The following is a 20,644-nucleotide window of genomic DNA, read 5'->3' as shown; positions in this document are numbered from 1 at the left end:
ATGAGTGTTGAAACAGCTGCAATCGAGACCTGTTATGGTCCGGTAAGCGCAGAAGTGATGGCGCGCGCAGCGCAGATCCGCCTGCTGATTTGTGATGTGGACGGCGTAATGTCAGATGGCCTGATTTATATGGGCAACAGCGGCGAAGAACTGAAAGCTTTCAACGTGCGCGATGGCTATGGCATTCGTTGCCTGCTGACCTCCGGCATTGAAGTGGCTATTATTACCGGCCGCAATGCCAAACTGATGGAAGATCGCTGCAAAACCCTCGGCATTACGCATCTTTACCAGGGACAATCGGATAAGCTTTTGGCCTGGCGCGAACTCCTGGATAAACTGTCATTATCTGCGGAACAGGTGGCGTATATCGGTGATGACCTGATCGACTGGCCGGTAATGGCCCGCGTGGGTCTGAGCGTAGCGGTCGCCGATGCGCACCCGATTCTGTTGCCGCGCGCGCATTACGTCACCCGCATTGCCGGTGGCCGCGGTGCGGTACGTGAACTTTGCGATCTGATCTTAATGGCGCAGAACAAATTTGAGGATGCCAAAGGGCAATCAGTATGAGTAAAAGCAGGCGTTGGATAACGCTGATTCTGGCCCTAATCGCTCTGGTGCTGATTGGCTGGAATCTTACCAACCAGGATGAGAGCAAAGCGCCGGTTACCACCAACGACCAGGAGCCGACTTACACCAGTTCGACTTCTCACACCGTGGTGTACAATCCAGACGGTGCGCTGGCCTACAAACTGATTTCGGATAAAGTGACCTACTTTGCTGCCGATGAACTGAGCTGGTTCGATAATCCGGTGATGACCACTTACGACGTGAATAAAATTCCGACCTGGTCTGTGCGCGCCGATAAGGCAAAGCTCACCAAAGATCGTATGCTTTATCTTTACGGCCACGTTGAAGTGAACACCCTGACGCAGGATTCGGAGCTGGAACGCATTAAAACCGATAATGCGGTGGTCAATCTCGTCACCCAGGATGTTACCTCAGACGATCAGGTCACCCTTTATGGCCGCAGTTTTAACTCTACTGGCATGAAGATGCGCGGCAACTTACGGACGAAAAATGCCCAGTTGATTGAAAAGGTCAAATCCTCCTATGAAATCCAAAATGAAAAACAACAGCCTTAAATTACTGCTGGTCAGCGCCCTGTTAGCCACCAGCTTGCCCGCTCTGGCATTAACCGGGGATTCTGACAAACCCGTGAATATCGATTCAGAGAATCAGTCGCTGGATCTGCAAGGCAATGTCGCTACCTTTACCGGCAACGTCATCGTGACTCAGGGATCGATCAAGATCACCGCCGACAAAGTCGTCGTCACTCGCCCGGGTGGTGACAGCAAAAAAACCATCGTTGATGCCTGGGGCAACCCGGCAACCTTTTATCAGATGCAGGACAACGGTAAGCCGGTACAGGGTCATGCGGCCAAATTGCACTATGAACTGGCGAATGACTTTGTTGAGCTGACGGGTAACGCCTACATTGAACAGTTGGATAGCAATATCAAAGGCGATCGCATCACCTATCTGGTGAAAGAACAGAAAATGCAGGCCTACAGTCAGGGCCAGAGCAAACGCGTGACCACCGTGCTGGTGCCGTCGCAGTTGCAGGACAAAAACGGTTCATCCCAGAGCCAAAAGAAGAGTAACTAATTTCTATGGCCACACTGATCGCTGAAAACCTGGCGAAAGCCTACAAAGGCCGCCGCGTGGTAGAAGACGTTAGCCTGCAAGTTAAATCCGGTGAAATTGTCGGATTGCTTGGCCCCAACGGGGCCGGTAAAACCACCACCTTTTACATGGTGGTCGGGATCGTGCCGCGCGATGCCGGTCGTATTGTGATTGATGATGAAGACATCAGCATTCTGCCGCTACATGCGCGTGCACGTCGCGGCATTGGTTATCTGCCGCAGGAAGCCTCGATTTTCCGTCGCCTCAGCGTTTACGACAACCTGATGGCCGTATTGCAGATCCGTGACGATCTCAGCGAAGAGCAGCGTCAGGATCGAGCCAACGAACTGATGGAAGAGTTCCACATCGAACACCTGCGTGACAGCATGGGTCAGGCACTCTCCGGCGGTGAACGCCGTCGTGTCGAGATTGCCCGCGCGCTGGCTGCCAATCCTAAGTTTATCCTGCTGGATGAACCATTTGCCGGTGTTGACCCAATTTCCGTCATTGATATCAAGAAGATCATTGAACATCTGCGCGACAGTGGGTTGGGTGTGCTGATTACCGACCACAACGTACGCGAAACCCTTGCCGTTTGTGAACGCGCTTACATCGTCAGCCAGGGGCATCTGATTGCTCACGGCACACCCGATGAAATACTTGCAGATGAGCAGGTTAAGCGTGTTTATTTGGGCGAAGAGTTCAGACTCTGATAAGGTGTCGGAACCTCCGACGTTTGCTTAGGAAATTCAATCCGGATTATGAAGCAAGGTTTGCAACTCAGGCTCAGCCAACAGCTGGCGATGACACCCCAGTTGCAGCAGGCAATTCGCTTGCTGCAACTCTCTACGCTTGAACTCCAGCAGGAATTACAACTGGCGCTGGAAAGCAACCCATTGCTCGAACAATCAGAACTCCATGAAGAAGTAGACGCACGCGAATATCAGGAAAGCGAAGCCCTCGACACCCGCGAGGCTCTGGAACAGAAGGACATGCCGGAAGAGCTGCCGCTCGATGCAACCTGGGATGAAATCTACACCGCCGGAACGCCTTCCGGTACGGGTACCGATTACCAGGATGATGAGCTGCCGGTCTATCAGGGCGAAACCACGCAGTCGTTGCAGGATTATCTGATGTGGCAGGTTGAGCTGACACCGTTCACCGATACCGACCGCGCCATTGCGACTTCGATTGTCGATGCCATTGACGACACCGGTTATCTCACCGTGACGCTCCAGGATATTTGCGACAGCATCGGTGATGAAGAACTGACGCTGGAAGAAGTGGAAGCGGTATTGAAACGCGTACAGCGTTTTGATCCGGTCGGCGTTGGCGCACGCGATTTGCGTGATTGCCTGCTGGTGCAGCTGTCCCAATATGCCGCCGATACGCCGATGCTGGCGGAAGCACGGTTGATTGTGAGCGATCATCTCGATCTGCTGGCCAATCACGATTTCCGTAGCCTGATGCGCATGACGCGTCTGAAAGAAGATGTGCTGAAAGAGGCAATGTTGCTGATTCAGTCGCTTGATCCGCGTCCAGGTCAGTCGGTCAACACTAGCGAACCTGAGTATGTCATCCCGGATGTACTGGTACGCAAGGTCAGCACCCGCTGGACAGTTGAGCTAAATGCCGACAGCGTACCGCGTCTCAAAATTAATCAGCACTACGCTGCGATGGGCGGTGCGGCGCGTAATGACAGCGACAGCCAGTTTATCCGCAGCAATTTACAGGAAGCCAAATGGCTGATTAAGAGCCTGGAGAGCCGTAACGACACGCTGCTGAAAGTGACTCGCTGTATTGTCGAGCAGCAGCAGGCGTTTTTTGAACAGGGCGAGGAGTACATGCGTCCGATGGTGCTGGCGGATATCGCCCAGGCCGTGGATATGCATGAATCCACCATTTCCCGTGTTACCACGCAGAAGTACTTGCATAGCCCGCGTGGCATCTTTGAACTGAAATATTTTTTCTCCAGTCATGTGAATACCGAAGGTGGCGGCGAAGCCTCCTCGACGGCAATTCGTGCGTTGGTGAAAAAATTGATCTCTGCGGAAAATCCCGCAAAACCCTTGAGCGACAGCAAACTGACCTCCATGTTATCTGAACAGGGCATCATGGTGGCCCGCCGTACGGTTGCTAAGTATCGCGAGTCTTTGTCCATCCCGCCCTCGAATCAGCGCAAGCAGCTGGTTTGAATGTATTGAGAAGGAAGACCTATGCAAATAAACCTTACCGGACTGAATGTAGAGATTACCGAGCCGCTGCGCGAATTTGTAAATAGCAAATTTGCCAAATTGGAACACTATTTTGATCGCATTAATCAGGTCTATATTGTTCTGAAAGTGGAAAAGGTAACGCAGATTGCTGATGCAACACTGCATGTGAACGGCGGTGAATTGCACGCGACATCGGAAGCGGAAGACATGTACGCGGCGATTGACGGATTGATCGACAAGCTTTCCCGTCAGTTGACCAAACATAAAGATAAACTGAAAAAACACTAACCTTCACGCTTGCAGAGTACTGATAGGTTCGGTACTCAGAGCACAGAATGGGGCGGGCTGACCGCCCCGTTTTGTCATCTGCGCAAGCGCCAACAGGAGACACTGCATTTTTCCCGTGATAAGGGGTAAAGTGGGTGATCCTCGCGGCTATGTGAACTCGCAAGTGAAACGATGATGAACAACGATCTGACACTGGAATTGAGCTCGGTCCTTACGCTGGACTGCACCCGCAGCGGCGTACACTGCCAGAGTAAAAAACGTGCGCTGGAAATAATCAGCGAACTGGCAGCCAAACAGCTCAATCTGCCTCACCAGACGCTTTTCGAAGCGATCCTCACCCGTGAACGCATGGGCAGTACCGGTATTGGCAATGGTATTGCCATTCCACATGGCAAACTGGAGGAGGACACGCTGCGCGCCGTAGGCGTGTTCATTAGCCTCGATCAACCTATCGCTTTTGACGCGGTGGATAACCAGCCTGTGGACCTGCTGTTTGCACTACTGGTGCCCGCAGACCAGTGTAAAACCCATCTGCATACATTATCGCTGGTGGCAAAACGTCTGGCAGATAAAACCGTCTGTCGCCGTCTGCGCGCTGCGCAGAGCGATGAAGAACTCTATGCCATTATCACAGAAGCGCAGGAAGACCACCCTTAAGCGACAGATACTTTTACCGGCCAATGCGCCGGTTTAAAACGGGAGAAATGTGATGGTGCTGATGATCGTTAGCGGTCGGTCAGGCTCAGGAAAATCAGTCGCGTTGCGTGCGCTTGAGGACATGGGGTTTTACTGTGTCGATAACCTGCCAGTGGTATTGCTGCCAGAACTGGCCAATACCTTAAGCGAACGCAACATCTCTGCTGCCGTCAGTATCGACGTGCGCAATATGCCGGAATCACCGGAGATTTTCGAAACCGCGCTTAACAACCTGCCGGACTCGTTTTCGCCACAGTTGCTGTTCCTCGACGCCGATCGCAACACGCTGATCCGTCGCTACAGCGACACACGTCGCCTGCATCCACTCTCCAGTAAGAATTTGTCACTGGAAAGCGCGATTGATGAGGAGAGCGACCTGCTTGAACCACTGCGTTCACGGGCTGACCTGATCATTGATACCTCCGAGATGTCGGTGCATGAGTTGGCTGAAATGCTTCGCACCCGTCTGCTGGGTAAACGCGAACGCGAGCTGACGATGGTGTTTGAATCCTTTGGCTTCAAGCATGGCATTCCGATTGATGCCGATTATGTGTTTGATGTGCGTTTTCTGCCTAACCCACACTGGGACCCAAAACTGCGTCCGATGACCGGCCTTGATCGCCCGGTGGCCGCGTTCCTCGACCGGCATACTGAAGTGCACAACTTTATCTATCAGACACGCAGCTACCTTGAATTGTGGCTCCCCATGCTGGAAACCAATAATCGTAGCTATCTCACTGTCGCAATCGGTTGTACCGGTGGTAAACATCGTTCGGTCTATATCGCCGAACAACTGGCCGACTATTTCCGTTCGCGCGGTAAAAATGTGCAATCCCGTCATCGCACCCTGGAAAAACGCAAATCATGACCGTGAAGCAAACCGTTGAGATTCGTAATAAATTGGGCATGCATGCGCGCCCGGCGATGAAGTTATTTGAACTGGTGCAAAGTTTCGACGCAGAAGTGCTGCTGCGTAATGAAGCAGGAACGGAAGCGGAAGCCAGCAGCGTAATTGCGCTGCTGATGCTGGATTCCGCCAAAGGCGGCCATATTGAGATTGAAGCCAGCGGCCCGGAAGAAACCCAGGCGCTGGCAGCGGTAATTGAATTGTTTGAAGCCGGTTTTGATGAGGATTAACCGCTTCAGTGCAATTTGTAGCGGTTAAGGAAACCTTCCCCACCCAGTTGCCGCATCTGGCGCATAATCCATTGCTGTCTCTGACGGATGTAACCTGAAGGGGCGTCGGCGCGAAAACGGATCGGATTAGGCAATACCGCCGCCAGCAGCGCCGCTTCTGCCATAGTCAGGCGACTGGCGGGTTTGTGAAAATAGCGCTGGGATGCCTCTTCTACCCCAAACACACCGTTGCCAAATTCGGCGATATTCAGATAGACCGTAAGAATGCGTCGCTTGGTCCAGACCGTTTCGATTCCTACCGTCAATCCCGCTTCCAGCCCTTTACGAACCCAACTGCGTCCATCCCACAAAAACAGGTTTTTCGCGGTTTGTTGCGATAGCGTCGAAGCACCACGCATCCGTTCATCACCGTCGTTATCCAGCACCGACTGAATCGCGGCAACGTCAAATCCCCAGTGTTCTGGAAATTTTTGATCCTCAGAGGCAATGACCGCCAGCGCCATCCACGGTGAGATCTCATCCATGCTGACCCAATCCGAATGCGCCACATAGCCAAAATTGCCGTGCAGCCAGGCACCCAGCTGTCGTTCAACCATCACTGCGGAAAAAGGCACCGGCAAGAAGGAAAATAGCAAAATCCCTGCCAGCCAAATACCCAGCCAGGCGAGAAGAAATTTTGCGATCCACACTTTTACACGTTGCCAAAGTTTCCCTTTATTCTTAGCCATCAAATTATCTCTTACCTGTTCCCTGTATTAATCAATCACCAAGGTCACCATAGCATTCGATGATAGTCGAATACGGAGAATCGCTGCCTGACCAGTTGATTTATCGAACAAATTCATTGCCTGCGCAACCATCGTTGCTTTAATAGAGCCAAATACATCAAGCACTTCCGCTATGAAGGAATCGGTTCCATGCTTAAATACTCATCGGAAAAGTTGTTGACAGACACTTCATTGAATGTGATCCATATCACGCAAATTGGTTCACGATGCTTAACATTGAAATTTCACAGTGGTTGATCCCTCTCATTGATTATTGAGAGCATTCCGAAAAAAATGTGTAAATTATCCGCAAGGGCTTTGCGCTATCTTCGAATTCTGGTTAAGCAATTTGCCTACTTTTTGGTTTACATCCATCGTTAAAACCTGAATCTGGAACTTTCTATCGATGGTTTCCAAAACGTTTTGGATAACCCGCGCTACCAACCGTGTTTCATGCCATATTTCATGCATTTACTACGAAAAAAAGCGAATTTTTCCTGACCAGGCGACTTTCGTCGCACTTGCCGGGTTTTTACGTCACTTCAGCGAGTTAAAACCCGACCAAAAACAGAACGACTGGTCAAAATTAATGCAATGAGTCAAAGAAATTGATTCCTTGCTTGACTGTGTCAGCAAATTAATGTTTTCTGTATTTAAACGCTGCTCAACATCACACAATTTAATGAATCTTGTCACAAGTGGTGACGAATTTGCTAAGGTGGTTTTGAAGCGTTAACCAATACCACGCTGTTGCTCAGGATAGACCTCAAATAATAGCAGCAGCGCCATTTTCCCTGGTGTTGGCGCAGTATTCGCGCACCCCAGTTTCGACTGGGGTCATTTTTTTCTGGTCCTTGTTACTTTTCCCGCGCTGCAACCCATTCACGTAACACATTCACGTCATGCTGCCATTCTTGTTTTAATTCGTCGATCCACTCCTGAACGTTGTCCCACCACGCAGGCAATTCGGGTGACTGGATCTGTTTGGCCAGCTTTTGTAGATGCAGCAAACCGACCGAACCCGCTGCACCTTTGATTTTGTGTCCCTCTTCGGCAATGCCTTTCTGGTCGCGCGCCATCATGTTCGAGTCAAGCACGTCGAGATAGCCTGGCATCATCTTTTCAAACATCGTCAGGCTTTGCGTAATCAACCCAGGCCCCACCAGCTCGATATACTGTTCCAGCATGGGCACATCCAGCAGCGTCCGGTTTTTCTCCTCTGACGGTTCAGCCATCGGGGCGTCGGTTTCCGCCTGATAATCCCAGAACTTTTTGATCATCGCGGTCAGTGCAGGGACGGCCAGTGGTTTGCTCAGCACATCATCCATCCCGGCATCCAGATACTCTTTTTTATCTTTCAGTACGTTGGCGGTCAGAGCCACTAACGGTGGCAGCATCTCTCCGGCGTGTCGCTGATGAATGGCACGCGACACATCAAGGCCGGTCATATCCGGTAACTGGATATCCAGCAGCACCAAATCAAACTCCTGCGGGTCGAACATCTCCAGCGCGGCGGTGCCGGTCATCGCCACCTCCACGCTACAACCGAGCTTCTCCAGCACCGAACGCGCCACAATCACGTTCAGTTCAATATCCTCAACCAACAGGACATGCAACGCCGGCAGTGGCATCGCATCGTCCAGATTGTCGTCCTCAACCTCTTCCGCGACCCGTGGTGCCTTGATCTCGACGGTGAAGCAGGAACCCTGCCCCTGAACGCTACGTACCGTGATATCGCCGCCCATCGCCTGTGCCAGACGACGTGATACTGCCAGTCCAATCCCCGTACCCGTTGCGGGTTTACCACCATGCTGATCTTTCACCTGATAATACATGGCGAAGATTTTGTCCTGTTCCTCTTGTGGGATCCCCATGCCGGAGTCTTCCACCTCAAAATGCAGCGTCTCATCCTGGTGATAGGCAACGCGCACCACGATCTCGCCCTGCTGGGTAAATTTCACCGCGTTACCAATCAGATTCCACAGGATCTGCCGCAGTCGGGTGCCATCCGCCGAAATTTTATGGGGCAACGGCAGTTCAGGCGACATGACAAACTTTAGCCCTTTCGGCTGTGCCAGCAGACCAGAGAGGTTTTCCAGGTCCGCCAGGAAGCCGGTAAAGTCGAGCGGTTGGTTATCGAGTTGCACTTTACGTCGCTCGATTTTGTCCACCTCAATCACATCATTAAAGATGTTGCCCAGGGTGATGGCGGAGACGTGAATGGTTTTCAGGTACTTCAACTGCTCCTGATTGAGGTCGGTATCCAACAGAATGCGGCTCAGGCCAACAATGCCGTTAAGCGGCGTACGCAGCTCGTGGCTGATAGTTGAGATAAAGGTGGTTTTCTCACGGCTGGCGTTCTCCAGCGCGTCCTGATAGCGCTTACGCTCGGTAATATCACGTCCAAAGCCCATCAGGCCACTGCGTTTCCCAACGCGGTCGTAATAAGGCACTTTACGGATTTCGAAACAGGCTTTACGCCCATCGGGATATTGCAGCCACTGTTCGTAAGTCAGGGAGACATTGTGCCGGAATACTTTTTCATCCGTTTCCAGCACCTTGGTTGCGGCATCTTCGTCGTAAATATCGCGCGGCGTCAGGCCAATGAGCTGTTTCTCACTTAATCCGGTCAGCAGCTCCATCGCCCGGTTACACCCGGAGAATTGCTTGTCGATATTGCGGTAGAACACCAGATCCGGTGACGCATCAAGGAATGATCGCAGGAAGGAGGATTGCTGCTCCAGTTCAATCTGCGCCTGCTCACGCCGAGCCATCTCTTCGCGCAGCTTATCCATCACCTGCTCACGCGCCTGTTCGGCTTTAATACGGTCGGCAATCTCCTGGTTGAGCTGGGTAATGGTTTCTTTCATCTGCTGATTCAGCTCAAGATCGCGCGTGCGCATCTCTTCCAGCTTATCCACCAGGCGGGAGAGACGCTGACGCGACTCTTCCAGTTGATCAACCACAACCGAGAGGAAATAGACCGCCCAGGGGGTAATCAGCAGACCAAAGAACACCGAACGCACCACATCAATGCTCTCAACATGACCGCGCAGGACCATAGTGACGGCCATCTGGACCACCATCGCCAGCACCACCAGTGCCGAAGCCAACAGCAGCGAAAAGCGTACCAGTCCCAGTTTGACCATTAAATCAACGTAGTACTGCGCTAAAAGACGAATCTGTTTCATTACCCGCTCCCTGAACGAAATCTGGCTCATGATAGCGCAATTATCCGCGCTCCGCGCTGGTTGCCCATACCCAATCGCTGAGGTTATGCCCCGTTATGGTGCATTGCCGGACTATTTCGCCGACGTTCCCGCCATTATGCTGAAAGCGCTTGACTAATTCCGCCAACTGAATAATCTGGAGGGCCGCACTTTTGCGGCCCATTTCTCAGCACCTCGTGCGAATCAATACCCTGGCAGCCATATCGTCCGATGGTTGCTGTTCCTTTTTGCATATCCATTCAACTTAAGCGCTGTTTTAAGCACGCCTCTGATGATTAATTTTACTAATGACGACCCCTGGTCTGATTCAAATATGACGCCATAAGAAAAACAGATACATCCTGTGCACGAAGTGGTCCAAACAGCATTTTATGCTGAAAACATTTCTTTCCCCAGCATGGTGCAGAGATTTGATGGCTGCACCACAGTGAGACGGCTCACACTTCCTGCGGGATTACGCGGGGGTACACCGTCAACTTTTTCAACAAATTAATAATAAAAATCATAAAGTTAATCGACAAAAAAGCATATTACCCTCAATAAAGCTGGCTATTTGACCTGAGTACGCTTTCCCGATAAGTTGGAATTCCGCTGGATGCTTTCCTGTCGGGCCAGTGTCTCGGCATATCTATGCAGCAAGAAGACTCCCTCTAGATGCAAGTTATCTCCAGTTAAGAGACCCGGATTAAAGAGCAGCTCATCAAGGACGTCCATACTATGTCTTGAGAGGAATTGCTCGGTGTTGCGACGCCCGCTCATTGCCGAGCGGAGCAGAAATTGATACAGCGCCTGTGAGCTGACTCAGCAGTGCTCTGTACTTGAAATAATGCAGGTAATGTCAAAAGCAGTTTAAGGAGACCTCAATGTCCACTCAAAAACCTAATCCCTATGGCTTGTATGATCCAACAGCGGGCAGTGATAGCTGTGGTGTAGGTTTCATTACCCGTAAGGACGGCGAGCAGACTCATGAGATCCTGCAAATGGCACACAGTGCGCTGTGCACCGTGCCGCACCGTGGCGGGATGTCAGCTGAAGGCGTGGGCGATGGCGCAGGCGTCAACGTCGACCTTTCTCTGCACTTCTTCCGGAAAATCACCGGTCAGCCGCTGGAAGCGGGCCGTTTTGGCGTGGGTAACTTCTTCGTTCCGAAAGATGCCGAACTGCGTGCCAACGCCGAGCGTCTGGTGGAAGAAACGCTGGCCGCCTATAACTTCCCGGTGCTGGTAAAACGCGACATGCCGCTGGACGGTAGCGTAACGCGCCCAGCCGCCCTGCAATTCCAGCTGCCGATTGTGCAGTGGGTGTTTGCTGCGCCACAGGACACCACCAGCCAGAACGAATTTGAGCAACGCATCTATCGTGCGCTGCTGGACATTGAAGCGCAGGCCTTTACTGAAAGCGAATTTGGCGGTCTGTATCCGCTGTCGCTCTCCTCGCGCACTCAGGTATTTAAAGCACGCCTGAACTCCAACGAAGTGATCCCATACTTCAAAGATTTGACCGACCCGGACCATCAGGTGCGTGGGTTGTTCTTCCATACCCGTTTCTCCACCAACACCGACCCGCACACCACGATGGCACAACCGTTCCGTCTGATGGCGCATAACGGTGAATTGAACACAGACCGTAAAAACCGCATTGCCGAATCAGCGCTGGCGCTGGCACGCGGCAAAAAAATTGTGCGCCCGAAAGGCCAGTCAGACAGCTCACGTCTCGACCAGAGCATCCACAGCCGCCTGATGGAAGATAATCTCGACCTGATCAATGCCGTCGTCTCCATGATGCCGCCAGCATGGGAGAACGACACCTCGCTCTCCACTGAAGTGCGCGCCATGCTCGAATACTTCTCATTGTATGAAGAGAAGAACGATGGCCCGGCAGCACTGATCTTCGGTAACGGCGAAGTGATCGGCGCACGTCTGGACCGCCTCGGCCTGCGTCCTCTGCGTTCTGTGGAAACGGCTGAATATATCGGTGCTATGTCCGAAGCTGGCCAGATTGCCTTCCCGCCAGAAAGCGTACTGCGTCGTGGCCGTATCGAAGCGGGCGGCATGCTGTATTACGATCACCGTGAAAAACGCTCCTACACCACCGTAGAAGCACTGGAAAAACTGGCAACTGAGAAAGATTACCCTGCCCTGCTGAGAGCGGCGCGTGTCGACCTGAAAGAACTGCCGGAGATCCCGGCAGAGAAACTGGGTTCACCGCTGCGTTATGGTGGCGACCTCAAAACCTATCAGCGTTTTGTGGCCTACTACTACAACCAGGAAAGCTTCAAATTCATGATGGACCCGATGCTGCAAACCGGCGCTGAGAAAATCTCTGCGATGGGTTACGGCAATGCCATCAACGGCTTGTCCGATCATGAAGGCGGCATGGCGCACTACTTCTCGCAGCGCTTTGCGCAGGTGACGAACCCACCGCTCGATTCTATCCGTGAAGCGGATGGCATGACGCTGCGCGTGGCTCTGGGTGCCAAACCGCATCTGGGCCGCAGCAAAGGCCAACAGATCATCGTTCCGACGCCTATCCTGACGCACCTTGATATGCTGCGTCTGCGTGAGCAGAAAGTGGCGCCTTATCAGCGTTTTGAGATGCTGTACGAGCCGGTAATCGGTAAAGATATCGTCAGCCGTGCAGCCAACGCTGCCGCACTGGAAAAAGCCATCGACGATCTGGCTCAGAAGGTCGTGGACTTTGCTCGTCAGCAGGGCGGAATCGCGGTGCTGACTGATCGCCATATTTCCTCTACCCATGCGGCGATCCCGATGTTGTTGATGGTATCCGCCATCAACCAGCGTCTGGTGCAGGAAGGCCTGCGTCTGGATGTCTCGCTGGTGGTCGAAAGTGGTCAGAGCATCTCCTCTCACCACATTGCCGCAGCACTCGGCTTCGGTGCCTCCGCTATTTATCCGCTCGGCGTGCAAATGCGTGCTGAAGAGAAATTCGGCGAAGGTGAAGAAGGCAACAAAGCCTTTAAACGCTATGCCAAAGCCGCAGAAAAAGCACTGATGAAAACCATGGGCAAAGTGGGCCTGTGTACCGTGGAAAGCTACAGCTGTGGTGAATTCTTCGAACCGAACTTCCTCGATACCGAAGATCCGGTGCTGAAGAAATATTTCCCGAATATCAAAACCCCGGTTGGCGGTGCAGGCTTCCCGGCTATCGCCCAAATGGCGGTGGACTGGCATCAAAGCGCGCTGAAAATCCAGGGTGAAGCGGAAGTCCCGTTACTCGGCCTGTTTAAAGAGCGCGCCGAGGGTGCCGGTCACTCCTATGGCACCATCGCTGTCCGTACCTTTATTGATATGACGGAACAGCCGATTCGCTTTGCGGACAAAGCCCGCGAAGAGGACAACTTTATCCGTCTGATGACGCTGGCGAAACTGGACAACGCGTTCAACATCAAAGCGGAAGCGTTCAAAGACAGCAGCTTCGAACGTATCCCGAATGATGTCATCGACAGCTTTACCATCACGCCGGATTACCGCCAGTTCTCCAGCCTGATGTATGCCGAACGTAAACGTCGTCCGGCGGCGCTGCGTGATATCCTCGCGCTGCCATGTGATTTGACCCACGTCGACAGCGAAGCAGAGTTTGGTCGCAAACTGGGCCGCTACTCGCTGGTGAACAATGGCTTCGCCACCCGTGGTCTGCAATGCGAAGCGGTTAATGGCAGCCTGAACCAGTTTACGCTGCGTCTGGTTGATGCCATTGCCGGTCTGAAACCAGAAAGCGAGCGTCTGGCTGCGCTGGCGCGTGCACTGAAAACCCGTTTTGCCGATGAAATCGAAAAAAGCGAAGTCGTGAATGGCGCGCTGAGTGTCACCGCTTACGGTAAAGCGGCTGACTACCTGTCACGCATCTTCACCGCGCTGCCTTCGCTGCCGCTGGAAGAGATTCAGCCTGCACACGAAATCACCCGTACCTTTGCCTCTGGCGCGATGAGCCACGGCGCACTGGTCGCCCCGGCGCATGAAGCCGTCGCACACGGCACCAACATGGTGGGCGGGATGAGTAACTGCGGTGAAGGTGGTGAACACTATTCACGTCACGGCACCATCCGCGCCTCACGCATCAAGCAGTTGGCATCTGGTCGCTTCGGCGTCTGGGCGGCTTACCTCGCCGATCCGATGCTGGAAGAGCTGGAGATCAAAATTGGCCAGGGGGCAAAACCAGGCGAAGGCGGTCAGTTACCGGCACCGAAAGTTACGGTAGAAATCGCCGCAGCGCGTGGCGGTACGCCGGGTGTGGAGCTGGTTTCTCCACCGCCGCATCACGACACTTATTCTATCGAAGATTTGGCACAGCTGATTCACGACTGTAAAGCCGCACGCGTGCGCGTTATCGTTAAACTGGTGTCTTCCGAAGGTATCGGCACCATCGCGGTTGGCGTAGCGAAAGCCGGTGCTGACGTCATTAACGTCGCCGGTAACACTGGTGGCACCGGTGCGGCATCGGTTACCAGCCTGAAATACACCGGCCGCGTGGCGGAAATCGGCATCGCCGAGGTGCATCAGGCGCTGTGTGCCAACGGCCTGCGTGACAAAGTACAACTGCGTTGCTCTGGCGCGCAGCAAACCGGCAGCGACGTGATCAAATCCGCCCTGCTCGGTGGCGACAGCTTCGAGTTCGGTACGACTGCGCTGATGATGCTGAAATGCGTAATGGCGAAAAACTGTAACGTCAAATGCCCGGCCGGTCTGACGACCAACGCCGAAGCCTTTGATGGCGATCCGCGTCAGTTGGCCCAGTACTTCATCAACGTGGCACAGGAAGTACGTGAGTTCCTCGCACGCCTCGGCCTGCGTTCACTGCGTGAAGCACGCGGCCGTTCAGATCTGCTGCACCTGATGGATCACCCGCTGGAAGTCGGCAAACTGGACCTGCGCGCCATGCTGACCGTCGTACCAGAGCAGAAAATCGCTAAACCCGTCTATCTGGAAAAAGATTTCGAACTGGACAACGGCTGGGTTGAAGAGCTGAAAGATCAGCTGGTCGCGAAAGGCAGTCGTGAGATCGCGCTTGGCGCAGGCATCACGCTGAACAACCGTAACAAGAGCGTCGGTGGTCAGTTGGCCATTGATATCGAACGTATGCTGAACCATGAACTGTCAGCCGAACAAAAAGCCGCTATCCCGGCGGTACTGAAAGATGACCGTGGCCGTCACTACCTGGCACCAGCCACCGTGCAGATCCAAACCTCCGGCTCTGCTGGTCAGTCGTTCGGTGCATTCTGCAACGACGGTATGCAGATGAAGCACTACGGCACCTGTAACGATGGCGTTGGTAAAGGTCAGTGTGGCGGCGAGTTGGTGGTGATGTCACCGGGCGGCGGCGCACAGGATAGCGATGGCAACGTGCTTATCGGTAACTTTGCCCTGTTTGGTGCCACCGGTGGACGTCTGTTCGTACAAGGCCAGGCGGGTGACCGTTTCGCCGTGCGTAACTCTGGCGCAACCGCCGTGGTTGAAGGCGTGGGTGACTTCTGCTGTGAATACATGACCAACGGTGCCATTCTCAACCTCGGTACTTTCGGTAAAGGTTTTGGTAATGGCATGAGCGGCGGCTTTGCCTACCAGTACGACCCGTACGGCTCACTGGCGGCACACGCCGCCGGAGACTCGGTGCTGTTTGGCTCCATCGCTGATGAAGACGAAATGGCGAAAGTGCACAAACAAGCGGTGCTGACCATGCTGAACTGGCATCTGGAAGCCACTAACTCACCGCGTGCTGCATGGTTGCTGGCAAACTGGGAAACCGAGTGCCACCACTTTGTGTATGTCATGCCACGTTCGCTGTTGCTCTATCAGGACGGTGGTGAGATTCTGAAGGCGAAATCGCGTAAGGATCTGCTGGAAGAACTGTCAACCTCGCTGGCTGCGCATCAGGTCGCGAAGTTCAAATCAGCCTGGCGTGCGGGCAAAACCATCGCTGATGGCGCAGTACCGGCTTACGGTGCTACCGATACGCTTGAAATGTTCGTGCTGCTCAACAACTATACCGTGCTGAGCTTCGCGCAGCAGTTGGCACTGAGCAAGTTGCCGAAAGGCACTTCAGTGGAAGACCCGGCGGTTGAGAAAGCGGTACGTAACCTGCTGATGACAGAAGATTTCTCGCTGGTAAGCAAGCTGCAACGTCATGCACGCTCTGCTATCGAGAACTACAACGATGATGAACTGGCGAGCCTGATCGCGTCCAAACGTATGTCGGATTACAAAGCCGCGCTGACGCAACGCAACATCCGTTCGATGGACAGCCTGGCTACCTATGGCTGGATCATCTATCAGGATGCCTGTAACCGTGAGGTGCTGGGTCATCTGCCTGATTTTGAAGAGTTGTTTGCCCGTGCGGCATTGCCAGAAATCGCGGCGGCTGTCGGAAAATTATCCTGATAGCTGAATCAACAGATTTGTGTATTACTGACTGAATATGAACGGGATTGAGTAAAAGTACCCATGAAGATTCCTTACATTCCTGAAGATGCACCGTTTAACGGTGATCAGAAATACTGGCTGGCGGGTTTTCTCGCTGGTCTCCACTCACGCCTGTTGGTGTTAGAAGATAAGCAGCAGGCCGCCCCTGCGGCCGGTGCTGCAACGACAACCCAACTGCATATCCTGTTCGGTTCACAGACGGGCAACGCGGAAGCGTTGGCCCAGACCGCAGCGAAAGCCGCGCGTGCCAAAGGCCTGGTGCCTGTGGTGCAGGCGTTGGGTGAGGTGGATATCGATCTCTTCGCCACCATGCGTCATGTGCTGATCGTCACCTCTACCTACGGTGAAGGTGAAATGCCGGACAACGCTCAGCTGTTCTGGCAGGCCATTTCTGCCAGCACCGCGCCGCGTCTGGAGCAGATGCACTTCGCCGTACTGGCGATCGGTGACACCGGCTATGACGGTTTCTGCCAGGCCGGTAAATTCATCGATATGCGCCTCGAACAGTTGGGTGCGAAGCGTGTGGTTGATCGTATTGACTGCGATATCGATTACGAAGAGCCATCCAGTACATGGATCGGTGGAGCCATGCCGCAGTTTGCCGCCAGCGCGGGCAGCAGCGGTACGGTGCTGGAAAGCGCACCGGAAGCACCGGTCATTCCGGGCAGCAACAAACAGAATCCTTATGCTGCGGCATTGGTGACCAACAAACGTCTTTCTGGCGAGCAGTCCGGCAAAGATATCCGTCACTTCGAGTTTGACCTGACGGACAGCGGGCTAAAGTACGAAGCAGGCGACGCACTGGGCGTAATCCCAGTGAATGACCCTGCGCTGGTGACGCTGCTGCTGACCCAGTTGAATGCAGACTATGAAACCCCAGTGCCGGGCTTCGAGCGTAACCTTGGCGATTTGCTGACTTACCAGTTTGAAATCTCTGAGCCGTCGCGCAAACTGATTGAGTGGGTCGGCCAGAACACCACTAACCAGGAATTGCGTCACGTCCTGCAACACGACGACAAAGATACCCTCGGCGTGTGGCTGTGGGGCAAAGATACGCTGGACCTGCTGCAACTGGAGTTGACGCGCAGCCTGTCGGTGCCGGAATTTGTCGCGATGCTGCGCCCGCTGCAACACCGTGCTTACTCCATCTCCTCCAGCTCGAAAGCCCATCCGAATCAGGTGCATCTGACCATCGCTTCAGTGCGTTACCACAGTGGTGGCCGCGCCCGTAACGGTGTCTGCTCTACCTATCTGGCTGAGCGTGTACGTCGCGGCGAAAAACCGGCAATCTTTATTTCGCCCAACAAAGCGTTCCGCGTCCCTGCCAACAATAAGGCACCGCTGATCATGGTGGGTCCGGGTACCGGTATTGCACCGTTCCGTGCCTTTTTGCAGGAGCGCCAGGCCACCGGTGCCGAAGGCAAAAACTGGTTGTTCTTTGGTGACCAGCATCAGGAACACGATTACATCTACCAGGATGAGCTGAACGAGTGGCAACAAAGCGGTCTGCTGACTCACCTTGATCTGGCGTTCTCGCGCGATCAGGAAGAGAAGATTTACGTGCAGAACCGTATGCTGGAGAAAGGTGCTGAGCTTTACGCTTGGTTGCAGGACGGTGCTTACTTCTACGTGTGTGGTGATGCATCACGCATGGCGAAAGATGTCGATGCGGCGCTGTATGAAGTGGTGCGTCAGTTCGGCGGCCTGTCCAGCGAACGTGCGGCAGCTTATGTCGATCAGTTGAAGAAAGATAAACGCTATCTGCGTGACGTCTACTAAGACGCAGGCATAAAAAAACGGGCCATCTGGCCCGTTTTTTATTTCACCACGCGCAGTGAAGGTCGACCACCACGCGGCGGCGGCTCATCATCTGGCGGAGTTTCATCGTCAGTCGAATCATCAGGACGATCGCCATCAATCACCGACATCATGGTTTCTTCCTGGCCTTCCAGTTCATCCTGCGCGGCCAGTTCATAGGCCGGTTCCGGTTCGAACATGGTGCCAGCGCCGTTTTCACGGGCGTAGATAGCCAGAATCGCCGCCATCGGAACTGAGACCTGACGCGGCACGCCACCGAAGCGGGCGTTGAACTGGACATGATCGTTGCCCAGCTCCAGGTTACCTACCGCACGCGGAGCGATGTTCAGCACAATCTGACCATCACGCGCGTACTCCAGCGGCACCTGCACGCCAGGCAAATTAATATCGACCACCAAATGCGGCGTTAACTGGTTATCAAGCAACCAGTCATAGAACGCACGCAGCAGGTAGGGACGACGGGCCGTTAGTTGCGACATTTCCATAGATTAGCCCCGGGCTTGAAGGCGCATTTCACGTTCTGCTTCAGTCAGTGAAGCGAGGAAAGAGTCACGTTCAAATACGCGGGTCATGTAGCCTTTCAGCTCTTTAGAACCTGCGCCAGCCAGCTCAACACCCATAGACGGCAAACGCCACAGCAGCGGCGCCAGATAGCAATCAACCAGGCTGAACTCTTCGCTCATAAAGAACGGCGTACGTGAGAACAGCGGTGCAATCGCCAGCAGCTCTTCACGCAGTTGTTTACGCGCGGCATCGGCTTCTGCACCGGTGCGGGTTTCAATGATGCGCATCAGGCTGTACCAATCCTGCTCAATGCGGTGCATCATCAGGCGGCTTTCACCACGGGCAACCGGATAGACAGGCATCAGCGGCGGATGCGGGAAACGCTCATCAAGGTACTCCATGATGATGCGAGATTCATACAGCGTCAGTTCACGATCTACCAGCGTTGGTACTGTGCGGTACGGGTTGAGGTCAATCAGATCCTGCGGCAGGTTATCCGTTTCAACCTGCTCGATCTCCACGCTGACGCCCTTCTCAGCCAGTACAATACGTACCTGATGGCTGAAAATGTCAGTCGGACCAGAAAACAGCGTCATTACCGAACGTTTGTTGGCAGCGACAGCCATGAAAACCTCCAAGTTTGTTCACAAAAAAATACTGCGAATAGCCAACCACACGGCGACTCACCTGCTTATCAGATTCGCACACAGCCAGCGTTTGCGGCATTTTTCGCCCATCCTGGCGGAAAAAACATCCACAACGCTCCGGCTCGCGGGCGCAAAGTGACAGTCAGTTTACCAGATTTTAAGCAGCTTGTGGGGCGTGGAAAGTGATTTGCAGGCAAAATGCGGGCAAAGCTCGCGTTTTTGTGGCGGCAATTCCTGTCCGGAAAAAGCAAAAAACCCGCCGAAGCGGGTTTTTTGTGCCAACTGACACTGCCGAAGCAGCAACAATTAACGTTTGGAGAACTGCGGACGACGGCGTGCTTTACGCAGACCGACTTTCTTACGTTCAACCTGACGCGCATCACGGGTAACGAAGCCCGCTTTACGCAGTTCAGAACGCAGAGACTCGTCGTACTCCATCAGAGCGCGGGTGATACCGTGACGGATCGCACCTGCCTGACCAGAGATACCACCACCTTTAACGGTGATGTACAGGTCCAGTTTACCAACCAGATCAACCAGCTCCAGCGGCTGACGCACGACCATGCGTGCAGTCTCGCGACCGAAGTACTGCTCCAGAGAGCGCTGGTTAATTACGATGTTACCGCTACCCGGCTTGATAAAGACGCGAGCGGATGAGCTTTTGCGGCGACCAGTGCCGTAGTTTTGAGTTTCAGCCATTGCCTGTAATCCCGATTAAATGTCAAGAACTTGCGGTTGCTGCGCCGCATGGTTGTGCTCGTTGCCTGCGTAAACTTTCAGTTTACGGTACATAGCACGACCCAGCGGGCCTTTCGGCAGCATGCCTTTAACCGCGATTTCAATCACACGCTCAGGACGGCGGGCAATCATCTCTTCGAAGGTCGCCTGCTTGATACCACCGATGTGACCAGTGTGGTGATAGTAAATCTTGTCGTTACGCTTGTTGCCAGTTACAGCAACTTTTTCTGCGTTCAGAACGATGATGTAATCACCGGTATCAACGTGCGGAGTGTATTCCGCTTTGTGCTTACCACGCAGACGGCGCGCCAGTTCAGTCGCCAGGCGACCCAAGGTTTTGCCAGTTGCGTCAACAACATACCAGTCACGTTGGACGGTTTCTGGTTTAGCTGTAAAAGTTTTCATTGAAAAGCTTACCCAAATAAAGTTACACGTTGGTGAAATCCCAAACGCCAAGTTAACGATTGAGGCTCACACGACCAT

Annotated in this window: 18 protein-coding genes; 11 read left to right on the top strand and 7 right to left on the bottom strand. The window is 53.5% G+C overall.

Annotated features, from left to right (window positions below; all coding sequences use genetic code 11):
• The 9 genes from kdsC (at position 1) to npr (ending at position 6,020) form a co-directional block, all read left to right on the top strand.
• Positions 1 to 567, top strand: coding sequence for a 3-deoxy-manno-octulosonate-8-phosphatase KdsC (kdsC, locus tag AC6I8N_RS02580; RefSeq protein ID WP_021184243.1), 567 nt, complete (start codon positions 1 to 3; stop codon positions 565 to 567).
• On the top strand, positions 564 to 1,142 hold the full coding sequence (gene lptC, locus AC6I8N_RS02575; RefSeq protein WP_021184242.1) for an LPS export ABC transporter periplasmic protein LptC: 579 nt from the start codon (positions 564 to 566) through the stop codon (positions 1,140 to 1,142). The genes kdsC and lptC overlap by 4 nt, the downstream gene beginning before the upstream one ends.
• The gene (gene lptA, locus AC6I8N_RS02570) at positions 1,111 to 1,665 is read left to right on the top strand and encodes a lipopolysaccharide ABC transporter substrate-binding protein LptA (protein ID WP_036626375.1); all 555 of its coding nucleotides are present in this window, start codon (positions 1,111 to 1,113) and stop codon (positions 1,663 to 1,665) included. The genes lptC and lptA overlap by 32 nt, the downstream gene beginning before the upstream one ends.
• A gap of 5 nt (positions 1,666 to 1,670) precedes the next feature.
• Complete coding sequence (lptB, locus tag AC6I8N_RS02565) at positions 1,671 to 2,396, top strand: LPS export ABC transporter ATP-binding protein (protein ID WP_021184240.1); 726 nt, start codon at positions 1,671 to 1,673, stop codon at positions 2,394 to 2,396.
• A 48-nt stretch (positions 2,397 to 2,444) separates the two neighbouring features.
• Positions 2,445 to 3,878: an RNA polymerase factor sigma-54 gene (gene rpoN, locus AC6I8N_RS02560; protein ID WP_497829973.1), complete on the top strand. Its 1,434-nt coding sequence runs from the start codon at positions 2,445 to 2,447 to the stop codon at positions 3,876 to 3,878.
• A 21-nt stretch (positions 3,879 to 3,899) separates the two neighbouring features.
• A complete protein-coding gene (hpf, locus tag AC6I8N_RS02555) occupies positions 3,900 to 4,187 on the top strand; it encodes a ribosome hibernation promoting factor (RefSeq protein WP_013507656.1) in 288 nt (95 codons plus the stop codon).
• Between the two features lie 174 nt (positions 4,188 to 4,361).
• A complete protein-coding gene (ptsN, locus tag AC6I8N_RS02550; RefSeq protein ID WP_200864665.1) occupies positions 4,362 to 4,844 on the top strand; it encodes a PTS IIA-like nitrogen regulatory protein PtsN in 483 nt (160 codons plus the stop codon).
• Between the two features lie 52 nt (positions 4,845 to 4,896).
• On the top strand, positions 4,897 to 5,751 hold the full coding sequence (gene rapZ / locus AC6I8N_RS02545) for an RNase adapter RapZ (RefSeq protein ID WP_013507654.1): 855 nt from the start codon (positions 4,897 to 4,899) through the stop codon (positions 5,749 to 5,751).
• Positions 5,748 to 6,020, top strand: a complete 273-nt coding sequence (gene npr, locus AC6I8N_RS02540) for a PTS phosphocarrier protein NPr (RefSeq protein WP_013507653.1) — start codon at positions 5,748 to 5,750, stop codon at positions 6,018 to 6,020. The genes rapZ and npr overlap by 4 nt, the downstream gene beginning before the upstream one ends.
• A gap of 5 nt (positions 6,021 to 6,025) precedes the next feature.
• Here the strand turns inward: npr and mtgA are convergent, their stop codons facing one another.
• Entirely contained in the window at positions 6,026 to 6,748 is a 723-nt protein-coding gene (mtgA, locus tag AC6I8N_RS02535; RefSeq protein ID WP_497829972.1) for a monofunctional biosynthetic peptidoglycan transglycosylase, read from the bottom strand.
• Positions 6,749 to 7,644: 896 nt separating this feature from the next.
• Positions 7,645 to 9,978: an aerobic respiration two-component sensor histidine kinase ArcB gene (gene arcB, locus AC6I8N_RS02530; RefSeq protein ID WP_021184235.1), complete on the bottom strand. Its 2,334-nt coding sequence runs from the start codon at positions 9,976 to 9,978 to the stop codon at positions 7,645 to 7,647.
• A 902-nt stretch (positions 9,979 to 10,880) separates the two neighbouring features.
• Between arcB and AC6I8N_RS02525 the strand changes: the two genes are divergently transcribed.
• Positions 10,881 to 16,412: a glutamate synthase-related protein gene (locus tag AC6I8N_RS02525; RefSeq protein ID WP_497829971.1), complete on the top strand. Its 5,532-nt coding sequence runs from the start codon at positions 10,881 to 10,883 to the stop codon at positions 16,410 to 16,412.
• 63 nt (positions 16,413 to 16,475) lie between these two features.
• A complete protein-coding gene (locus tag AC6I8N_RS02520) occupies positions 16,476 to 18,233 on the top strand; it encodes a sulfite reductase subunit alpha (protein ID WP_021184233.1) in 1,758 nt (585 codons plus the stop codon).
• A 38-nt stretch (positions 18,234 to 18,271) separates the two neighbouring features.
• On the opposite strand, the gene sspB is transcribed toward AC6I8N_RS02520, so the two are convergent.
• From sspB to rplM, 5 genes are all read right to left on the bottom strand, one after another.
• On the bottom strand, positions 18,272 to 18,757 hold the full coding sequence (sspB, locus tag AC6I8N_RS02515; RefSeq protein WP_013507647.1) for a ClpXP protease specificity-enhancing factor: 486 nt from the start codon (positions 18,755 to 18,757) through the stop codon (positions 18,272 to 18,274).
• A 3-nt stretch (positions 18,758 to 18,760) separates the two neighbouring features.
• Entirely contained in the window at positions 18,761 to 19,402 is a 642-nt protein-coding gene (gene sspA / locus AC6I8N_RS02510) for a stringent starvation protein SspA (protein ID WP_021184232.1), read from the bottom strand.
• A 168-nt stretch (positions 19,403 to 19,570) separates the two neighbouring features.
• Positions 19,571 to 19,705 carry a hypothetical protein gene (locus AC6I8N_RS02505; RefSeq protein WP_021184231.1) on the bottom strand — a complete coding sequence of 45 codons (135 nt, stop codon included), beginning with the start codon at positions 19,703 to 19,705 and terminating at the stop codon, positions 19,571 to 19,573.
• 24 nt (positions 19,706 to 19,729) lie between these two features.
• The gene (gene rpsI, locus AC6I8N_RS02500; RefSeq protein WP_013507645.1) at positions 19,730 to 20,122 is read right to left on the bottom strand and encodes a 30S ribosomal protein S9; all 393 of its coding nucleotides are present in this window, start codon (positions 20,120 to 20,122) and stop codon (positions 19,730 to 19,732) included.
• Between the two features lie 15 nt (positions 20,123 to 20,137).
• Positions 20,138 to 20,566 (bottom strand): 50S ribosomal protein L13, encoded by a 429-nt coding sequence (rplM, locus tag AC6I8N_RS02495; protein WP_013507644.1) that lies wholly within the window; start codon positions 20,564 to 20,566, stop codon positions 20,138 to 20,140.
• Positions 20,567 to 20,644 lie beyond the last annotated feature (78 nt).

Source organism: Pantoea sp. X-Soil-TKNS-1279 (assembly GCF_059730565.1).
The sequence above is the reverse complement of the archived record's forward strand: the minus strand, read 5'-3'. Positions and strand labels throughout refer to the sequence as shown.